Raw genomic sequence first — 17,290 nt, 5'->3', positions numbered from 1 at the left:
TGAAGGATTGTGTGCGGAAACGAAAACTCCCGCCGGGTGGCGGGAGTAGGGAAGATTACTCGTTGATGTCCGGATGCTGCTGCACCAGGTTTTTACGTTTCGCCTCAAGCTTGGCGATCTCGTCATCAATATCTTCGATTTTCTGCTCGATGTTGTCGTGATGCTCCTGCAGGATCTCACGTGCTTCATCCATGTCCGACGCGGCTGGCGTGGCACCGCGCAGCGGCTTGTTGGCGGTCTCTTTCATGAAGATACCGGTAATCAAACCAATCACCGCGACAACCATCAGGTAGTAAGCCGGCATATACAGATTGTTGGTGGCTTCCACTAAATAAGCAGCGAATGTCGGCGTTAGACCGGCAATCAGCACCGAAATATTGAAGGCACTTGCCAATGCGCTGTAGCGAATGTGGGTTGGGAACATCGCAGGTAGCGAGGATGCCATTACACCGGTAAAGGCGTTTAAGATCACAGCCATCAGCAACAGACCGGCAAAAATCAGACCCAGCACGCCACTGTTAATCAGCATAAAGGCCGGAATCGCGAAGGCAAACAGGGCGATACTGCCGATGATGACAAATGGACGACGGCCAAAGCGGTCACTCAGCATGCCCATTACTGGCTGCACAAACAACATACCCATCATAATGGCGATGATGATCAATACGCCGTGATCTTCCGAGTAGTGCAGGTTATGTGACAGGTAACTCGGCATGTAGGTCAACAGCATGTAGTAGGTCACGTTGGTGGCAATCACCAGACCGATACAGGCCAACAGGCTTTTCCAGTGTTTGGTCGCGATCTCTTTAAACGACACTTTCGGGCCGTCGCGCAGACCTTCACGGTCGCCTTGTTCCAGCTTGTCAACGTGCTGCTGGAACGCCGGCGTTTCTTCCAGGGCATGACGCAGATACAAACCGATAATGCCGAGCGGCAGCGCAATAAAGAACGGAATACGCCAGCCCCACTCGAGGAATTTCTCTTCACCGATAATGGTGGAGATCAGCACCACGACGCCCGCACCGAGCACAAAACCGGCGATGGAGCCGAAATCAAGCCAGCTGCCCATAAAGCCGCGCTTGCGGTCAGGCGAGTACTCGGCAACGAAGATCGATGCACCGGTATATTCACCGCCGACCGAGAAGCCCTGCGCCATTTTTGCCAACAGCAGGAGAATCGGTGCCCAAATACCAATTGAGGCATAGGACGGTATCAAGCCGATACAGAAGGTACTGATCGACATGATAACGATGGTAATAGAAAGGATTTTCTGGCGACCATATTTATCGCCCAACATGCCGAAGAACAAACCACCGAGTGGACGAATCAGGAACGGAACTGAGAACGTACCCAGCGCAGCAATCATCTGTACACTTGGAGAAGCATCCGGGAAGAACACCTTACCCAGCGCGTAAGCCACAAAGCCATAAACACCAAAATCAAACCATTCCATCGCGTTGCCCAGCGAAGCCGCGGTAATGGCTTTACGTAAACGGGAGTCATCGATAATGGTGACATCATCAATCCCGATAGGTTTTACACGCTTCCTACGTAGTTTCATGCAGATACCCTGTATTGGAATTCGAAAAATCCTCAACGCTGCGGACTCAAACAATGCCAACAGTCCGCGGCGTTGAGAAAATTAAAGCATAGCGGGGAAATAACGCTTTTTCCCTGCCCTGCCGGGCAATTATTAGGAAAGTAATGATTGCCAACCGCGACAGAGTATACCGATTTTGTGTGATATTTGTCATGTTCTCACCATTAACTGGCTATTTTTTAGCTAATGCTGTGGCCTGTTAGCGCTTAAAACGCGTCGAAAAAAGGCCACAATTTCACGCAGCGATTTGCAGTTAGCGTGCGCCATCTCGCGAAACTACATATACTTGCGTGAGTTGCTTTTTTGGAAATCAGGTTTCATATGGCGCGCTTTGTTTTATTTGCCAAAAGTCTCTGTTTTGATGCCGACCAACAGGTGTTTTATCCACTCAATTCTCCCGCTCAACGCGTGGCATTAAGTCCGCTGCAAAGCGCGGTATTACGTCGCGTGCTCAATGCCCAAGGCAAGCTGGTGCGTAATCAGGCATTGCATGTGCTGTTTCAGCGCGAACCTTCTGAGATCCCCTTTGCCGATCGCTTAACGTTGACCATTGCTGAGATCAATCGTCTGGCGCAGCAGGCGCACGCGCCAGGTGCATTGGTACATCAGGTGCCGCTGATTGGCTGCGTGCTGGCCGAGCAGGTCGATGTCGAATCCTTCAGTGAGGTCGCTACGCCTGTTGCTGAAGCTGAAAAGCCGGTCACGGTGCAGCCCGAACCTGCTGTGAAAGCGGTCGCCGTGAAGAAAAAATCCTGGCTGTGGCGTGGCGTGCTGGTGGGATTATTACTGCTGAATGTGGCGCTGGCACTGATTGCCCGTCAGGAGTTTGCGCCAACCGAACATGATGGCATGCAATTTAAATTTTATGGTCAGGAAGCGCAGACGCAGGTCTTTATCAATGAAAGACTTGCTGCCGATTCTTTTGTCGTTCAGGATGCTATGCGCCGATTCCGCGAGTTAAAACCGCGCCTGCCGGATGGCTCAGTCCCGCCGTTGCTGTACATCAACCGTTCACGCATTCGTGCCTTCAGCAGTGCTTTCCTTTGCCTCCAACCCATCGAGCAAAAGAATAATGGATGTATTTCATGGTTGATATCTAATCAGGAGCTACCTGATGCGTAAGTCATTACTCACATTGGTTGTTATTATTGCGTTCATTCTTCCCTGGGCGTGGGTTCTGTTGGTCCGCCCAACCGTTGTGGTACCCGAATGGTGTGATGTTCCCTATCGCATTGATAATGAAGGGAAGCCAACGGGTACGCTGGATGCTACGGTACGCACACGTTTTAAAGCGGATGGTAGCGGCGCATCAACGCTAATCGGCACGGTGACATTGCCGGATCGTCAATATCGTTTAAATCGCGTTTCTGTCAGTAGCTGGCATCGTCAGGGCGATTTTATGCTGGTGAATACCCGTAAAGTGCAGGCGATGGCCGATGATACGGTGCCCGAGCCACTCGCTGCGCAGATACTTTTCACCTCGGCGCGAGAATCCCACAGTGATTATTATCAGATGTATCAACTCCCCAATGGCGATCAAATAATCAATTATTCTGGTATGCCGCGGCTTTATTGCCATACCTAATTGATGCGCAAATAAATAAGAAAAATTTACTATTAAGCGAGGCGGCAACCTCTGCTTGCCAGCTCCAAAACATTGGGTAATACTCTGCCGCCGTGCTTTGGTGGAGTGTTCATGTCGAGGATAAACGCCCAGTCTTTTAAGAATCCCTGGCTGTCGATGAGCGACAGTGTAGAAAGCAATCTTATCAATCTTGTGCCTGCGGCACAGCGTACGACTGCCGTTTCCATTAGCTCGGTGGCGTGGATTAACTGTGGCGAACGAACCGATGCGCAGCTGGCATTATTGGCGCAACAACCCGATGAACTGCTGCAGCGCCTGAAAAGCTGGCGTCAGGCCGGATTACTCTCCCGCCAGGCGACCGAGAGCTTGCGTCAGCTGCAACGGTTGACGCAAACCAGCATCGCATGTAACCAACCCATCACGCAGCTTGATGAATATCAGCAGTTGGTGGGGCAGTTAACGCCGACGCTGGAGCGCATTAATCAACGTCTCAATGCCCAGCGCGATGTGCCGAATGGCGCGCTGGCGGAAGACAGCCTTGAAGTGGCGCTGCGCATTGCGGAAAAACGGCGCGCAGGCCGTTCAGAGCAGCGAGCGCAGCGGCGCACCCGTTAACCATCCCTGAATATCTTCCACCGCCTGCGTGAAGTAGGTGCGATAATTGCTGTCGGCGACATAGCCGAGATGCGGCGTCGCCAGCACGTTCGGCAGCTGACGCAGCGGATGATCGGCGGGCAGCGGCTCCTGTTCAAACACATCTAATCCCGCACCGGCTAACTGACCCGATTGCAGCGCGGCGATCATCGCCTGTTGATCGACAATGCCGGCGCGCGATGTGTTAATCAGCAGCGCGCCAGGCTTCATCTGCGCCAGCGCCGCTGCATCAATTAAATGGCGTGAGCGCTCGCTCAATACCAGATGAATGGACACCACATCGCTGCTACTGAGCAGCGCAGCCAGCGATGGCGAACGTTCTACGCCACACTCGGCGGCACGTTCGGCGGTTAAATTCTGGCTCCACGCACTCACGCGCATCCCAAACGCCTGCGCCACTTTTGCCATCTCGCCGCCGATTTTACCCAATCCAAGTAATCCCAGCGTTTTGCCCTGCAGGCCCAGGCCAACGGTGTGCTGCCACGCGCCGTTGCTGCGCAGCGCCTGATTCTCCGGCACGATATGGCGCGCCAATCCCAGCAACAATCCCCACGTCAGTTCCAGCGGTGCCGCGCTGCTGCTGGCGGTACCGCACACCGCGATATAGCGTTCCGCGCAGGCATGTAAATCGATGGAGGCATTACGCATGCCGGAAGTGACTACCATTTTCAGATTGGGCAAGCGGCCAATCAACTCGGCGCTGAGCGGCGTGCGTTCGCGCATAACTACCAAAATGTCGGCGTGAGCGATGCGCTTAACCAATTCATCCTGGTCGGCGAAATGTTCAGTCAGGGAAGTGGTGTGGACCAGCGGGGCGAGAGACGCCCAATCGGCAAGCGACTGGGCGACGTTCTGGTAGTCATCAAGAATGATGCAGTTCAGGCTCATAATGTTCCTCGACGAGAAGTGGCTTGTGCCCTTGCTCGCTGAGCCAGGCACGCAGCCGGTCATTATCCAGCGGACGGGCATAATAGTAGCCCTGAATAAATATCACACCACGCTGCCGCAGGTACTCAAATTGTGTTGCGGTCTCGACGCCTTCGCCCAGCACATCCAGTTCCAGCTTGTGGCACAGATTAATAATCGCATCCAGCACCGGCGTTTCCACGTCGAGGCCTTCAATGGCATTGATAAAGCCGCGATCGATTTTCAGGTAGTCCAGCGGGAAGGTGAGCAGGTAGGTCAGTGAACAGTGGCCGGTACCGAAATCATCAATCGCCACCTTCATGCCCTGCGCGCGCAAATGACGCAGCTTACACGCCACCTTTTCACCCTCTTCAATCAGGCTGCGTTCGGTCAGCTCCAGCGTGATGCACAGCTGTTTATCTTTGATGCGCTCAGCAAACAATTCAATATCGGCCACGAAATCGTCATGCTGCAGATGCTCCGCCGCCAGATTCAGCCCGAGGTGAAATCCGGGCTCGACCTGCCAGCTCTGAATATCTTCGGCCATCAACTCCAGCAGATGCTGCGTCAACGGCACAATCATCCCTTCGGCTTCAGCGGCGCTGATAAAGATATCCGGACGAATCATCACGCCATTGGGCCGTTGCCAGCGCAGTAAGGCTTCAACACCGGCGCAGGCGTGCAAGGTATTGCTGTATACCGGCTGATAATGCACTGAGAACTGGCGGGCGCGGATAGCGCGACCAATCTCATCGTGCCAGGAAATACGACGACGCAGCCAATTGGCGGTGAGGATCATCAGCAAAATCGAGAAAATCGCCGCCATCGGCAGGAAGATGAACAGCGCCTGACGCCAGGCTTTGAGCAGCTCAGAAGCCGGAACGGTTACATTAACGGTGATGGGATAGCGGCTGGAGTCGGCCTGAAAAGATTCACTTTTCATATACAGCTTTGGCTGCATGTCAGCCGGTCCGCTGGCGATCACTGCGCCACCGCTAAATTGCAGGCTCATGTGGTAACCGCGTGAACCGCCGATGGCGTTCATGAAATCCATCAAATATTGGCCGTCGATGACCGCCCAAAAACCGCTGGTATCGGGAAGCTGACGCATAAACACCACCGCCGGACGATTAGGCACGCCAACCGTTCCGCGCACCGAAATGCTCCACCAGGCTTTGCCGGTTATCGGCGGCGGCTGCATCATCATCTCAGTCAGGGTGCCATGTCGCAGGCCAAAGGCGGACGAGCAAATGATGTCATTGCCTTTCATCATACCAATGGATCGAAAATAGGGATTAAGCGTACCGGCGCGCTGCAGCTGATCTTCGATTTTGGCACAAGGCTGGTACTGATACTGGCGCATCTCAGTGATCATATTCCAGGCGTTGTCACTCATCTTTTCAGCCTGAGTAATCAAGGTATTGGCGGTTGAGATCTGCTGTCGGCTGACGGTGTGGCGCGCTTCGATGGCCGTACAAAGGATGCCGAGCACCAACGGCAGCAACCCGGCACAAACGATTAAGACCCAATCAAAATCGTGATGTCGTTTTTTCAGTGGCACCAGACAATCCTCAGTCGGTTTAAGCTGCGCTTGCGGCGTCAGCAGCATACCATTTTCACAGGGCTGTGTAGGGTAGCGATTTAAGAATAAACCGGTCTGATACAGGTCAATGATCAATCTCACTTTGCGTTTAATGACATTGTTTTGCCGTTATTGGCATTTCCCAGCGGCAAAAACGCTATGCCACGATGTTAGGTAAGCACATTGACCTGAAATGAGGAGCGGAAATGAGCACGGAAACCCTGGATGTCACATCATTACGGCAGCGCATCAGCGAAGGCGAATGGCAGGCGCGCATCAAACTGGCGCAGGCTTATCATCTGGCGGCGAAGCTACGCTGGACCGACCATATTTACACCCATTTTTCCCTGCGCGTACCGGGCGATCAGCCGCACTTTCTTATCAACGCTTTCGGGCAAACCTTCGATGAAATCCAGGCGGAAACGCTGGTTAAAATCGACATCGACGGCAATATTATTGACGACCCAACCGGGCTGGGAATTAACCTTGCCGGGTTTGTTATTCACAGCGCGATTCACCGCGCGCGGCCAGATGCCCATGCGGTGCTGCATACGCACACCGCGGCCGGCATTGGCGTTTCAGCGCAGCGAAACGGCCTGCTGATGATTTCGCAACACAGCACGCGTTTCCATAATCGCCTCGGCTATCACGATTACGAAGGTATCGCGCTGGAGCTCGACGAGCAGCAGCGCATCGTTGCCGATCTCGGCGATCTTAACGCGCTGATCCTGCGCAATCACGGCCTGCTGACCAGCGGCGGCAGCATTGAAGAAGCTTTCTATAACCTCTATTACCTCGAGCGCGCCTGCCAGGCACAGTTGGCGGCACAATCGGGTGGCGCGGATCTGATCATTTTGCCGGACGCCGTTTCCGAGAAAGCCGCGCAGGCGTTTGATAACAGCATCCGCAATCGCAAATATCAGCTGCACTGGGATGCTTACATCCGCCAGCTCAACCGCAACGCACTCTGAGAATCTCCCCGATGAAATGGCTAAAACCGGTAGTTTCTGCGCTGCTGCTGTGCGCGGCATTTGGCAGTCAGGCGGCGCCTGATTTGAGTAAAGTCACGCTGGTGCTGGGCGATCAGGCACGCAATCTGCGTTCGCTGATCGAAGCGGCAGATGTCATGAAAGACGCGCCTTATCACTATCGCTGGGCGAATTTCCAGGGCGCGGCGCCGCTGTTTGAAGCGCAGCGTGCGGGTGCGGTCGATACCTCGTACGCTGGCGATTTACCGGTGCTGATGGCGGCGTCGGGCGGCGTACCGCTGAAGATCATCGCCACTAACGTCGGTGACGCCGGTTCGAACGGGCTGATCGTCCCCGCCGATTCGCCGATCCACAGCGTGAAAGATTTGGCTGGCAAGCAGGTTGTCGTCTCGTCGGCGCGCGGCAGTATCTCGCAGCACTTGCTGTATGAGGCGTTGGAAGAGGCGAAAGTGCCACGTGATACGGTGCCGGTGCGTTTTGTGTTGCCAACCGACGCCAGCGCGGCGTTTAACTCCGGGCAGATTACCGCATGGGCGACCTTCGATCCCTATTTAGGTATTGCGGAAAAGCATGGCGCGCGTCTGCTGCGTGACGGCAAAGGGCTGACAACCGCGCTGTCGTTTGTCACCGCCACGCAAAGCTCGCTCGACGATCCCGCGAAGCGCGCGGCGATTGCGGATTTCACCCATCGTCTGGCCAAAGCGCGCGAGTGGGCGCTGGCGCATCCGCAGCAGTATAACGAGGTATATGCGCAGTTAACGCGCCTGCAACCGGCGGACGCGCAGCAGATTACTGCGCGTATTTCCCACGGTGTACGTGGCGTGACGCCGGATGATGTGGCAAAGGTGCAGAAGGTGTCGGACTTGTTTAGCGAGTTGAATATCCTGCCAAACAAAGTTGATGTACAGGCGATTACCGACAACAGCGTGTTTCAAACGCAATAACGTAAAATCACGGCGCTACGGCATGCACTGAATCTGTAGCGGCGCAATTTATTGCGCGACCTTGAGTAAAAGAGCCTTAACGCGCCCGTTTACCCGGCCGTCCATTACCCAACATAATCGCCAATCGGCTTCCGCCCGGCGTGGTTTCCATCAAAATCTTGGTCACGCTGGTGAGCGGCACCGACAGCAACATGCCGACCGGACCCAGCAGCCAGCCCCAGAAAATCAACGACAGAAACACCACCAGCGTCGAGAGTCCCAGCCCGCGCCCCATCAATCTTGGCTCTAGCATGTTGCCGAACACCATATGAATCGCGCTGAACAGCGCCGCCACCAGCATGGCGTCATAAATATCATTTAACACCAGCGCCTGAATAAATGGCGGAATACCGGCGATGATCGGGCCAATGTTGGGGATGAAATTAAGGATGAACGCCACCACGCCCCAGAACAGCGCGAACTTCACGCCGAGGAGCAGCAGCGACAGCCAAACGGCCACGCCGGTAATCAAACTCACCAGGGTTTTCAGTGCCAGATAGTGCGTCACACCTTTCAGCGCACGGTGCAGACCGGCGATGCGGATTTGTGGATTAACCATCGCATTGCGCATCTTGTACGGCAGATGACGCACTTCAAACAGCATAAACACCACGGTGAGGATCAGCAGCAGGACGTTGGTCATCGCGCCGGACAGCTGTTTTAGCACTGATGTTGCCATATCCATCACCACGTTGGGATCGAGGCGCGCAGCCAGCGCTTCGGTAGAGATGTTGATATGAAAACGCGCGGCAAAATGTTGCACCACCGCCAGTTTCTGCTCCAGCATGGCGCGGATTTGCGGATAGGTATCGCTGAAGTCACTGGCCGAGCTGGCGAGTACAGCAATGAGTAACAGTACGACGATAAAAATCACGGTGATCACCAGCGTAATCGCCAGGCCACGTTTGACGCCGCGTCGCATTAGCATCGTAACCAGCGGATTGAGCACAATAGCTAAAAAGCTGGCGAGTAAGAAGGGCACCAGAATGTCCGAGGCGGCGCGAATGCCCGCCAGAATAATCACCAGCATCGCCAGTTTTACCAGGATGTTCTGGCCAATTTTTTCCTGAAGCAGGTTATTCATTCTCTCTCCTGAGACAAAATTTCTCAGGAGAGTGTAGTTGATGAAAATTAACCATCTGTTTTTTAAGATAAAGAGAAATTTTTACAACACGCAACATCCGTAGCTACCTGCATGAACGTCAAGCGGTAGCTGTGGAATTTTCACACCTCGGCTTACCGTGCCGACATCAATACTTATTTAAACATCGGCACAGACAAACAGCGAGCAAGGTAAGGTGTTAGCTATTTAATTAAGCGATCATTCGTTCATTCCAACCATCTTTAAACTGAATATTTCCATCGACGTATTTCCACATAATAGTTTCATAACGAATCTCGACATTTTCCATATGTGTGCTTGCTATGCCTGCTGGTACGAGTGATGGAGTAATGCTGGTTATTTTTACGTTTTCAAGAACAATGTTAAAGTATTCTGTTTCAATTCCTGCCTCATTAATTCTATACATTTTTATCGTGGCTGATTTAAGTATTCTGCCCTGACACAGCGCGCGAAATAATAATGGCGTCGTCTGGTCAAATTCTTTCTGGAAAACTATTGGGGCATGGATTCTTGCTGCTGTTAACTTTCCGGTATGTCTGTCGGCTGGAACCGATATGTTATGCGTTAGAGTGCGCATTTCAATTGAGCCGAGTCGTGTAGGCATCAGGCATCCACCCGCGATAGGGGATCCGTTTTCATCTGTTAGCCATAAATGAGCTGGAGTTGACATAGTTAAGTTCCTTTTAATTTTAACGAGGGCGGTTAAACCAGACAACAAACGCAAAGGTAATGATTATCAAAACCCCTATGGCCTGAAGTGCGTAGGGGCGAAAGTACGTTACTGCAAAAACACCGAAAGTAATAATTAAAACAAGCGGAACGTAGCCCCAAAAGAAATATGATGCCTGCGCCTTTAACCATTGTTTTAGAAAATTACGCATGCCTACTTCACCATGTTAATTATTGCGTTGGTAATGTCACTCTCAAATGCTTGAGCTTTCATAAAAGTCGGCTCGACGAGGAAATACATCATTTCGAGTCTTTGCATGTGCAGGGCTTGATAATACATCGGCGCTTGCAGCCTAAGCCTTTCAGCACTATCAGCAGCTTGTTGTACGATGCCGTATAGCCCTAGCCCGGTAACAGTTAGCGCGGCGGTCTTTCCTGTCCAGGCGACGATGGATGAGTTAAAGCCTATGCCAAGGCAAACAGCTGTTGTTATTCCAATGATAAAAGTCTGATTGTTTAGTGTGTTAGAGGAGATGATCACGCCTGCTTTTAATAAACCGGAATTGATTGCTGAAAGTTGTTCGCGTGTTTTGAATCTGAAAATTTCTTCAAAATAGATGTGAACCAGCCTATAGATAATGTCACGTCTTTTGACCACTTCGGCAATGCCATCCAGGAAGCGCAAGTCTTCTTCTTTTAGCTTTGCACAGACATCTTGATAGTTATCGGTGAAGCAAGATGTGTAATACACCAAGCGTGTTGCTCCGTCGCCAATTTTACTGGCTTGCTGAAGTACCTGGTCTTTTACACCTATAAGAGCTTTTTCAAGCTGTGACGCCATCAACTCATCGGCTTTGATGCCCTTGAGTATCAAATCACTGTGATACATGCCGTTTCCTTACGGTTAGAAATCATCCCTAGTCGAAACTACAATTTACCCATTTAAAGTGTAAGGTCAATGCCGCACGGACATGGGTTTTAAAAAATGTGGATAAGATGACAGTTAAACCCACAATCACAGCTTAAATAATTTTAATCATCAAGGTCCTATTTATGCGTGATGAATCACGCCGCTACGGTATGTATGACTATTTTTCATGACGCCGCATTAGCACCGTGGCCGCCAACATCAAACTCAAACTGGCGCAAAGCGTCAGCGTGGCCATCGCCATACCTTGTCCCACCGAGCCCTGTTCGAACTGACGCCAGATAAAGATCGCCACGGTTTGCGTGCCTGCCGGAGCCAGCAGCAGCGATGTCACCAGCTCACGCGACGCTACGGCAAACACCATCATCATCGCCGCCAGCAAGCTGGGCGCGACTAGCGGCAGCACAATCAGACGCAGCGCCTGCACACGTGATGCGCCGTGCACGCGCGCCGCCGGTTGCAGCGTGGGTGCCAGCTGGCGCAGCGCGCTACTGACATAACGCACCGGCCACGGCAGCAGCAAACAGCTGTACGACAGCAACAGAATAAACATCGTGTTGTAGGGCGAAACCGGCCAGAAACCGCGGTTCCACAGCAGAATCAACCCCACGCCCACCACCACGCCGGGCATCGCCGCAGGCAGCAGCGCCAGGCCATCCATCATTGCCAGCAAACGGGTTTTCCCTTCTGATACGCGCCAGGCGATCAGAAAACCCAGCGCGCCGGTCAGCAGCGCCGCGCCGAACGACAGGCCAATGCTGGTGGAGAAGGCCGCCAGCGCATCGCCTTGCTGGCTGAACAGCGCGCCGAAGTGGCGTAGCGTCAGATTACTCAGATGTAATCCGCCAGAGAGCGTATTCAGCAAGCCGCTCAGGGTCATCGCGCCGAGCGGCAGCACCACCGCCAGCAGCACGGTGACAGCAAACGGCAGCAGCATTAAGATTTGTAAGCGTCCCGCATGCGCCAGTTCCTGACTCACCGGTTTGCCACCAACCGCCGTCACATCGCTGCTGCCGGTCAGTTTGCGCTGCAGCAGCCACGCCGTGAGCGCCATCAGGCTCAGCATCAGTGACAGCGACGCCGCGCCAGGCAGATCGATCGGCCAGTCGGCGAGTTTGGTTTCAATACCGACGGTCATCAGCGTCATCTTCGCCTGCGCACCGAGCGCCGCAGGCACGCCGTACTCCTCAATCGCCAGCGTAAACGCCAACAGCACGCCGCCCGCCAATGCCGGTAAGGTGAGCGGCAAGGTGATGTGCCAGAAGCCGCGCCACGCCGATGCGCCATGCACGCGCGCCACCCAGGCGAGACGTTGCCCGCTGGCCAGCAGCGAACGCGACACCGCGAAATAGACCACCGGGAAGATGTTCAGCGTCATCACGCCAATCATGCCGCTGCTGCTAAACAGCAGGCTGTCGAAGTTGATGCCGGTGAGTTGTTCGATATATCCGTTGCGTTGCAGCGCCAGCGTCCATGACAGCGCCACAATATAGGGCGGCGTCAAAAAGGGGATCAGAAACAGCAGATCCCACAGCGCCGCGCCCGGCAAGCGGAACAGGCCGCGCAGTGCGCCGAGCGGCAAGCCCAGCAGCAAACTGCACAGCGCCACGCCGCCGCCGATTTTCAGCGTGCCCAGCCACATCGCTGCCAGCTGCGGATCGTCCAGCAGCGCCGGAAAAGCACTAAAAGCGCCGCGCCAACTGCCTTCACCTAAGTAGGGAAACAACGCTTGCAGCACGATAAACAGCAGCGGCAGCGCCACCAGCAGCAATAACGCCAGCAGAATCACGCCATTCAGGGCACGCGACATCGCTTACTGTCCGAACAGGACGCCAAAGCGCTTTAGCACCGCCGAACGTTCGCTGCTGCCATCCTGATTAGTCGGCAATAACTTGATCTCGGTAAACAGCGGACGTTGCGCTTTGATATCGGTACGCGCCGGCATCAGCCAGGCTTTCGCCACTTGCTCCTGACCTTCATCTGACAGCACGTAATCAACGAACTTTTTCGCATCGTCTGGGTGCTGGCTGCTTTTCAGGATCATCATCGGACGCGGTGCGACCACGGTACCGTTTTCCGGGAAGATCACCTTCACGCTCTCGCCCTGCGCGATGTTGTTATAGGTGACGTAATCGACCGCGCCAAACACCGCCGCTTTCGCGCCTTGCAGCACCGGCGTCACCGCCTGCGCGTTGGGGCCGCTCATCACCATGCCGTTGGCTTTCAGCTGGTCAAACAGCTGCCAGGCTTTTTCGCCTTCGCTGTTTTGCAGGCCAATCAGCAGATCGAGTGACGCGCCAGACAGCGCCGGATCCGGCGTGGTGACGTTATCTTTGAAGGCGGGCGCGGTGAGATCCTGCCAGGTTTTCGGCTCTGGCGTGTTGCTTTGCGTATTCCACACGATGCCGAGCGCGGAAATGCCCTGCGCGACATAGTTGGCGGTTTTGAACTGATTCGGCACCTTCGCCGCGTTGGCGCTGTTGAACGGCAGCAGCCAGCCGCGCTGTTGCAGATCTTCGGCGGTATCCCACGAAGCCGAGATCAGCACGTCGGCTTGCGGATTGGCCTGTTCCGCTTCCAGACGCGCCATCACTTTGCCGGTGGTGGCCTGGAAAATATTCACTTTGATGCCGGTCTGTTTTTCAAATCCGGCGGCAAGACTTTTCGACAGCGAACCCGGACCGGCGGTGTATACCGTCAGCGCCTGGGCGTCGTTGATCATGATGGCGGAAGTCAACATCATCGCGCTGATGGCTCCTGTTTTAACTGACTTGAGAGATGGCATTGCAGTCCCCTGAGAGGTGAGTAACGGAAACAATCTGGCCCTGCGCCAGGTGAATGATGCGGTCGGCCAGCGTGTTGGCTTCGTCGCGATCGTGCGTAACGTAAACAGCGGTGATGCGCGCCGCGCGCAGCAAATCCGCCATGGTGTGAACCAGAGTTTCACGCAGGTCGCGGTCGAGGTTGGAGAGCGGTTCGTCGAACAGCAGAATGGCCGGTTTCGCCACCAGCGCCCGCGCCAGCGCCACGCGCTGCTGCTGGCCGCCTGAAAGCAGCGCCGGTTTGCGATCGCCAAAATCCTCAAGGCCCACCTGCGCCAGTGCGGCATCGGCCTGTTGCCGCGCGGCGGCTTTTTTCATGCCGCGCATACGCAGCGGAAAGGCGACGTTTTGCGCCACCGACATGTGCGGCCACAGCGCGTAATCCTGAAACACCATGCCAAGGTTACGTTTTTCCGGCGCATCACAGTGGCGCGGTGAGGCCACGCAGCGTTGGCCGATCCACAGTTCGCCGGCGGTGGGCTGCAACAAACCCGCCAGCAGTTTCAGCAGCGTGCTTTTGCCACAGCCGCTCGGGCCGAGCAGCGCCAGAATTTCGCCTGCGGGAATGGTCAGGGAGAGATCGTGCAGAATAGTCAGGTTATCCACCGACCATCTGAGATTTTTCAGTTCAATAGGCAGCGCGGCATGCGTCATCGGCCACCTCGCGCGAAGGCGTGAGCGTTACGCACGCGCGCCTGAGAAATCAGGGGCGTCATCAGATTGTTATCCTCTTTGGGATTTGATTGGGGGCGAGTCTACGAGTGCGATATGACGAAATGATGACCATAAAACTGGGCATTTCACTGATGCGGATAAAACCAAATGGCGTATAGTTATCCTCTTGTTATAAAAATTCCGTCACCCACGAGCGCAATCACTCATGCCTGACTCGCCTGCCGCCGCACCTGAACACGGTCGTTTTCGCCTCAATTTACTGATCCTTTCCATCGTGAAGTTCAACTTTGCCAGCTATCTCACCATCGGCTTGCCGCTGGCGGTGCTGCCCGGCTTTGTCCATGACGGACTGGGCTACAACGCCTTCTGGGCCGGATTAGTGATCAGCCTGCAATACATCGCCACGCTGCTCAGTCGCCCACACGCGGGACGCTATGCCGATCTGTGGGGGCCGAAAAAAGTGGTGGTGCTGGGGCTGGTGGGATGCTTGCTGAGCGGCATCTGTATTTTGCTGTCGGCGCTCAGCGATGGGCAGAGCGTGCTGAGCCTAGTGCTGCTGTGTCTGGGGCGCGTGATTCTCGGCATCGGACAGAGTTTTTCCGGCACCGGCACTTCACTGTGGGGCGTGGCGCGCGTCGGTTCGCTGCATATTGGCCGGGTGATTTCGTGGAACGGCATTGTCACCTATGGCGCGATGGCGATTGGTGCGCCGCTCGGCGTGGTGATTTTCCGCAGCGGCGGCTTGCTGCTGCTCTCCAGCATCATCATTGCCATTTGTTTACTGGCAATTGCGCTGGCGCTGCCGCGCGCATCAGTGAGAGGCAGCAAAGCTAAGCCGCTGCCGTTCCGTGACGTGCTGAGCAAGGTGTACGGTTTCGGCCTGATTCTGGCGATGGGTTCCGCCGGATTTGGCGTGATCGCCACCTTTATCACGCTGTTTTATCAGGATAAAGGTTGGGATGGCGCCGCCTTCGCGTTGACCATGTTCAGCGCCGCGTTCGTCGGCACGCGTCTGCTGTTTCCGAATGCCATCAACAAGCTCGGTGGTTTGCGCGTGGCGAGTATCTGCTTTGCGGTAGAAGCGATGGGCCTGTTTCTGGTGGCCGGTTCATTCGACCCGTGGATGGCGAAGATGGGCGCGTTCCTCACCGGCGCGGGTTTCTCGCTGGTATTCCCGGCGATTGGCGTGGTGGCGGTGAAAGTGGTGCCGCAGCAGAATCAGGGCAGCGCGCTCGCCACCTATACCGCGTTTATGGATTTGTCGCTGGGCATCACCGGCCCGATCGCCGGTTTCATCATGAGTTATGCCGGCGTGTCGCTGGTCTATTTCCTCACCGCGCTGCTGGTGTGTTTAGCGCTGTTCTGCACGCTGCGCATGATTAAGCGGATGCCGGAAGAGCCGATGGTGGAGGTTAAAGAGAACGCATAATTTTGCTATTGAACTCAGGCATACCCTAAATAGTTTAAGTCAGAGCAAGGCGGCAAGCGTGAGAATCCCCAGGAGCTTACGCCCGTAAGTGACTGGGGTGAGCACGGGCAGCCAACGCAGCTATGGCTTAAAATATGACGGGTATGAAAAAAAGGCCTCCGACCGAGGCCTAACACTAACAAAAGTGCCTTGTTTAGACACAGATAAGGGTTCGTTTAGGCTTGCAGCAACTCAATGCTGTAGCGAATTTGGCGCTCAATGTCTGCTGGCTTCCACGTCTCCAGCGCGGATGAAAACGGCTCAAAGGCATACACGCCTTTATAGCCCAACATCTCCAGACGTTTCACCTGCGCCACGCTGTTCAGCACATCGCGGTCGCTGAGCATGATGCGTTCTTCATCGGTCAGTTGCGCCGTTGGGCGGGTATCTTCCACGCCGGATAAATGCACCAGACCAATATGGTTGATATCAATCTCCTGCGGGAACTCGTTTTCGGCGTTCTCATACAGGTGATGATGGAAGGTATCGAGCAGTACCTTAAATGGGACTTTTGCTTGCTGAATCAGTTGCTGCGTCTGCACCGCCGAGCGCAGCGAACTGACCGGGAAGCCCAGCGGTTCAACCAGCCCCTGAATGCCATACTTTTCAAAGCGCGGTGCCAGTACCTGTAGCGCTTCCAGCGTCTGCTGGGGCGAAATCTCAATCCCTTCATTGAGCGGACACATCACCAGCGCTTTTGCGCCGATGGCCTGAGCTTCCTGTAGCAGCGCGTCGGCTTTAGCCAGCAGCGACTCATCGGCACGGTTAAACGGATAGAGCGCGTTAATCGTCACGATTTCAATGTGGTACTTATCCGCTAGCGCGCGCAGCTGCGCCGCGCTGAGATCATCGGTTACCTTGCCGCTCTGCATGTCATTACGCAGTTCAACCTTGCTCAATCCCAGACGTTGCACCAGCTGAAAGAAGGCTTCCAGCGTTAGCTTGGGCGCAATTTTACGGTTAATACAGAAACGGGTCGGATCGATGGCCATGTGCGGCTCCTGTAAACGGATACGGATTAGGTGCTGCAAAGAGAACATTTATTTCATTATTATTGAATTATGAAATATCAGATATTGGATCTGCCTCGCAAAAATTTCATATTTCGTTTCGCGTTGCATGGGTAAGCTGGATTTCAGACATAAATTCGGTGCGGGCAACGGCTTAGCGGCAGAGCGGTTTGGCGAGCCTTTAGCGCCAGCAGTGCAGCGCTACGAGCTGATTTACACCCGGCTGTCAGCGCAGGCGGAAAAAATGCGATCCATGCCGCTAAAAGGAAATTTTCTAAAAAGAAGTATTTGAAAAA

17 protein-coding genes are annotated in these 17,290 nt (G+C 54.5%); 7 read left to right on the top strand and 10 right to left on the bottom strand.

Translation table 11 applies throughout. From position 1 onward, the window contains the following. Positions 1-55: 55 nt before the first annotated feature. Positions 56-1,561 (bottom strand): glycine betaine/L-proline transporter ProP, encoded by a 1,506-nt coding sequence (gene proP, locus P6287_RS18130; protein WP_101762711.1) that lies wholly within the window; start codon positions 1,559-1,561, stop codon positions 56-58. A 360-nt stretch (positions 1,562-1,921) separates the two neighbouring features. Here proP and P6287_RS18125 point away from each other — a divergent pair, with 360 nt between their 5' ends. From P6287_RS18125 to P6287_RS18115, 3 genes are all read left to right on the top strand, one after another. Next, entirely contained in the window at positions 1,922-2,722 is an 801-nt protein-coding gene (locus tag P6287_RS18125; RefSeq protein ID WP_277974194.1) for a hypothetical protein, read from the top strand. Further along, complete coding sequence (locus P6287_RS18120; RefSeq protein ID WP_101762709.1) at positions 2,715-3,185, top strand: hypothetical protein; 471 nt, start codon at positions 2,715-2,717, stop codon at positions 3,183-3,185. The genes P6287_RS18125 and P6287_RS18120 overlap by 8 nt, the downstream gene beginning before the upstream one ends. A 111-nt stretch (positions 3,186-3,296) precedes the next feature. Beyond that, positions 3,297-3,800: a hypothetical protein gene (locus tag P6287_RS18115; protein WP_137386684.1), complete on the top strand. Its 504-nt coding sequence runs from the start codon at positions 3,297-3,299 to the stop codon at positions 3,798-3,800. Here P6287_RS18115 and P6287_RS18110 read toward each other — a convergent pair. Together P6287_RS18110 and P6287_RS18105 are read right to left on the bottom strand one after the other, a co-directional pair. After that, positions 3,768-4,727, bottom strand: a complete 960-nt coding sequence (locus P6287_RS18110; protein WP_277974193.1) for a D-2-hydroxyacid dehydrogenase family protein — start codon at positions 4,725-4,727, stop codon at positions 3,768-3,770. The two genes, P6287_RS18115 and P6287_RS18110, sit on opposite strands and share 33 nt — an antisense overlap. Beyond that, the gene (locus P6287_RS18105; protein WP_277974192.1) at positions 4,702-6,306 is read right to left on the bottom strand and encodes an EAL domain-containing protein; all 1,605 of its coding nucleotides are present in this window, start codon (positions 6,304-6,306) and stop codon (positions 4,702-4,704) included. The genes P6287_RS18110 and P6287_RS18105 overlap by 26 nt, the downstream gene beginning before the upstream one ends. 227 nt (positions 6,307-6,533) lie before the next feature. Between P6287_RS18105 and P6287_RS18100 the strand changes: the two genes are divergently transcribed. Both P6287_RS18100 and P6287_RS18095 read left to right on the top strand, forming a co-directional pair. Further along, positions 6,534-7,298 carry a class II aldolase/adducin family protein gene (locus P6287_RS18100; RefSeq protein ID WP_277974191.1) on the top strand — a complete coding sequence of 255 codons (765 nt, stop codon included), beginning with the start codon at positions 6,534-6,536 and terminating at the stop codon, positions 7,296-7,298. Between the two features lie 11 nt (positions 7,299-7,309). Next, a complete protein-coding gene (locus tag P6287_RS18095) occupies positions 7,310-8,260 on the top strand; it encodes an ABC transporter substrate-binding protein (protein ID WP_101762705.1) in 951 nt (316 codons plus the stop codon). Positions 8,261-8,336: 76 nt separating this feature from the next. Here the strand turns inward: P6287_RS18095 and P6287_RS18090 are convergent, their stop codons facing one another. From P6287_RS18090 to P6287_RS18065, 6 genes are all read right to left on the bottom strand, one after another. Next, a complete protein-coding gene (locus P6287_RS18090) occupies positions 8,337-9,383 on the bottom strand; it encodes an AI-2E family transporter (protein ID WP_101762704.1) in 1,047 nt (348 codons plus the stop codon). A gap of 229 nt (positions 9,384-9,612) precedes the next feature. Then, positions 9,613-10,092, bottom strand: a complete 480-nt coding sequence (gene tssD / locus P6287_RS18085; RefSeq protein WP_101762703.1) for a type VI secretion system tube protein TssD — start codon at positions 10,090-10,092, stop codon at positions 9,613-9,615. A gap of 213 nt (positions 10,093-10,305) precedes the next feature. Beyond that, positions 10,306-10,980 carry a hypothetical protein gene (locus P6287_RS18080; RefSeq protein WP_110867645.1) on the bottom strand — a complete coding sequence of 225 codons (675 nt, stop codon included), beginning with the start codon at positions 10,978-10,980 and terminating at the stop codon, positions 10,306-10,308. Between the two features lie 199 nt (positions 10,981-11,179). Further along, positions 11,180-12,829, bottom strand: coding sequence for an ABC transporter permease subunit (locus P6287_RS18075; protein WP_277974190.1), 1,650 nt, complete (start codon positions 12,827-12,829; stop codon positions 11,180-11,182). A 3-nt stretch (positions 12,830-12,832) separates the two neighbouring features. After that, entirely contained in the window at positions 12,833-13,804 is a 972-nt protein-coding gene (locus P6287_RS18070; protein WP_277974189.1) for an ABC transporter substrate-binding protein, read from the bottom strand. Further along, positions 13,782-14,495, bottom strand: coding sequence for an ABC transporter ATP-binding protein (locus tag P6287_RS18065; RefSeq protein WP_101762698.1), 714 nt, complete (start codon positions 14,493-14,495; stop codon positions 13,782-13,784). The genes P6287_RS18070 and P6287_RS18065 overlap by 23 nt, the downstream gene beginning before the upstream one ends. A gap of 226 nt (positions 14,496-14,721) precedes the next feature. Here P6287_RS18065 and P6287_RS18060 point away from each other — a divergent pair, with 226 nt between their 5' ends. Continuing rightward, on the top strand, positions 14,722-15,945 hold the full coding sequence (locus tag P6287_RS18060) for an MFS transporter (RefSeq protein WP_277974188.1): 1,224 nt from the start codon (positions 14,722-14,724) through the stop codon (positions 15,943-15,945). A 215-nt stretch (positions 15,946-16,160) separates the two neighbouring features. Here P6287_RS18060 and P6287_RS18055 read toward each other — a convergent pair whose 3' ends face one another. Next, positions 16,161-16,976 carry a TIM barrel protein gene (locus P6287_RS18055; RefSeq protein ID WP_277974187.1) on the bottom strand — a complete coding sequence of 272 codons (816 nt, stop codon included), beginning with the start codon at positions 16,974-16,976 and terminating at the stop codon, positions 16,161-16,163. 127 nt (positions 16,977-17,103) lie between these two features. Here P6287_RS18055 and P6287_RS18050 point away from each other — a divergent pair, with 127 nt between their 5' ends. Next, positions 17,104-17,286, top strand: a complete 183-nt coding sequence (locus P6287_RS18050) for a hypothetical protein (RefSeq protein ID WP_277974186.1) — start codon at positions 17,104-17,106, stop codon at positions 17,284-17,286. Positions 17,287-17,290 lie beyond the last annotated feature (4 nt).

The sequence above is a fragment of the Pantoea sp. X85 genome (genome assembly GCF_029623675.1).
In the GTDB taxonomy this organism is placed as follows: domain Bacteria; phylum Pseudomonadota; class Gammaproteobacteria; order Enterobacterales; family Enterobacteriaceae; genus Pantoea; species Pantoea leporis.
The sequence above is the reverse complement of the archived record's forward strand: the minus strand, read 5'-3'. Positions and strand labels throughout refer to the sequence as shown.

What these genes read in the sequence shown, in the direction of transcription:
- proP (WP_101762711.1), bottom strand. Translation starts at nt 1,561, where the DNA reads ATGAAACTACGTAGGAAGCGTGTAAAACCTATCGGGATTGATGATGTC.
- P6287_RS18125 (WP_277974194.1), top strand. Translation starts at nt 1,922, where the DNA reads ATGGCGCGCTTTGTTTTATTTGCCAAAAGTCTCTGTTTTGATGCCGAC.
- P6287_RS18120 (WP_101762709.1), top strand. Translation starts at nt 2,715, where the DNA reads ATGCGTAAGTCATTACTCACATTGGTTGTTATTATTGCGTTCATTCTT.
- P6287_RS18115 (WP_137386684.1), top strand. Translation starts at nt 3,297, where the DNA reads ATGTCGAGGATAAACGCCCAGTCTTTTAAGAATCCCTGGCTGTCGATG.
- P6287_RS18110 (WP_277974193.1), bottom strand. Translation starts at nt 4,727, where the DNA reads ATGAGCCTGAACTGCATCATTCTTGATGACTACCAGAACGTCGCCCAG.
- P6287_RS18100 (WP_277974191.1), top strand. Translation starts at nt 6,534, where the DNA reads ATGAGCACGGAAACCCTGGATGTCACATCATTACGGCAGCGCATCAGC.
- P6287_RS18095 (WP_101762705.1), top strand. Translation starts at nt 7,310, where the DNA reads ATGAAATGGCTAAAACCGGTAGTTTCTGCGCTGCTGCTGTGCGCGGCA.
- P6287_RS18090 (WP_101762704.1), bottom strand. Translation starts at nt 9,383, where the DNA reads ATGAATAACCTGCTTCAGGAAAAAATTGGCCAGAACATCCTGGTAAAA.
- tssD (WP_101762703.1), bottom strand. Translation starts at nt 10,092, where the DNA reads ATGTCAACTCCAGCTCATTTATGGCTAACAGATGAAAACGGATCCCCT.
- P6287_RS18080 (WP_110867645.1), bottom strand. Translation starts at nt 10,980, where the DNA reads ATGTATCACAGTGATTTGATACTCAAGGGCATCAAAGCCGATGAGTTG.
- P6287_RS18075 (WP_277974190.1), bottom strand. Translation starts at nt 12,829, where the DNA reads ATGTCGCGTGCCCTGAATGGCGTGATTCTGCTGGCGTTATTGCTGCTG.
- P6287_RS18070 (WP_277974189.1), bottom strand. Translation starts at nt 13,804, where the DNA reads ATGCCATCTCTCAAGTCAGTTAAAACAGGAGCCATCAGCGCGATGATG.
- P6287_RS18065 (WP_101762698.1), bottom strand. Translation starts at nt 14,495, where the DNA reads ATGACGCATGCCGCGCTGCCTATTGAACTGAAAAATCTCAGATGGTCG.
- P6287_RS18060 (WP_277974188.1), top strand. Translation starts at nt 14,722, where the DNA reads ATGCCTGACTCGCCTGCCGCCGCACCTGAACACGGTCGTTTTCGCCTC.
- P6287_RS18055 (WP_277974187.1), bottom strand. Translation starts at nt 16,976, where the DNA reads ATGGCCATCGATCCGACCCGTTTCTGTATTAACCGTAAAATTGCGCCC.
- P6287_RS18050 (WP_277974186.1), top strand. Translation starts at nt 17,104, where the DNA reads ATGGGTAAGCTGGATTTCAGACATAAATTCGGTGCGGGCAACGGCTTA.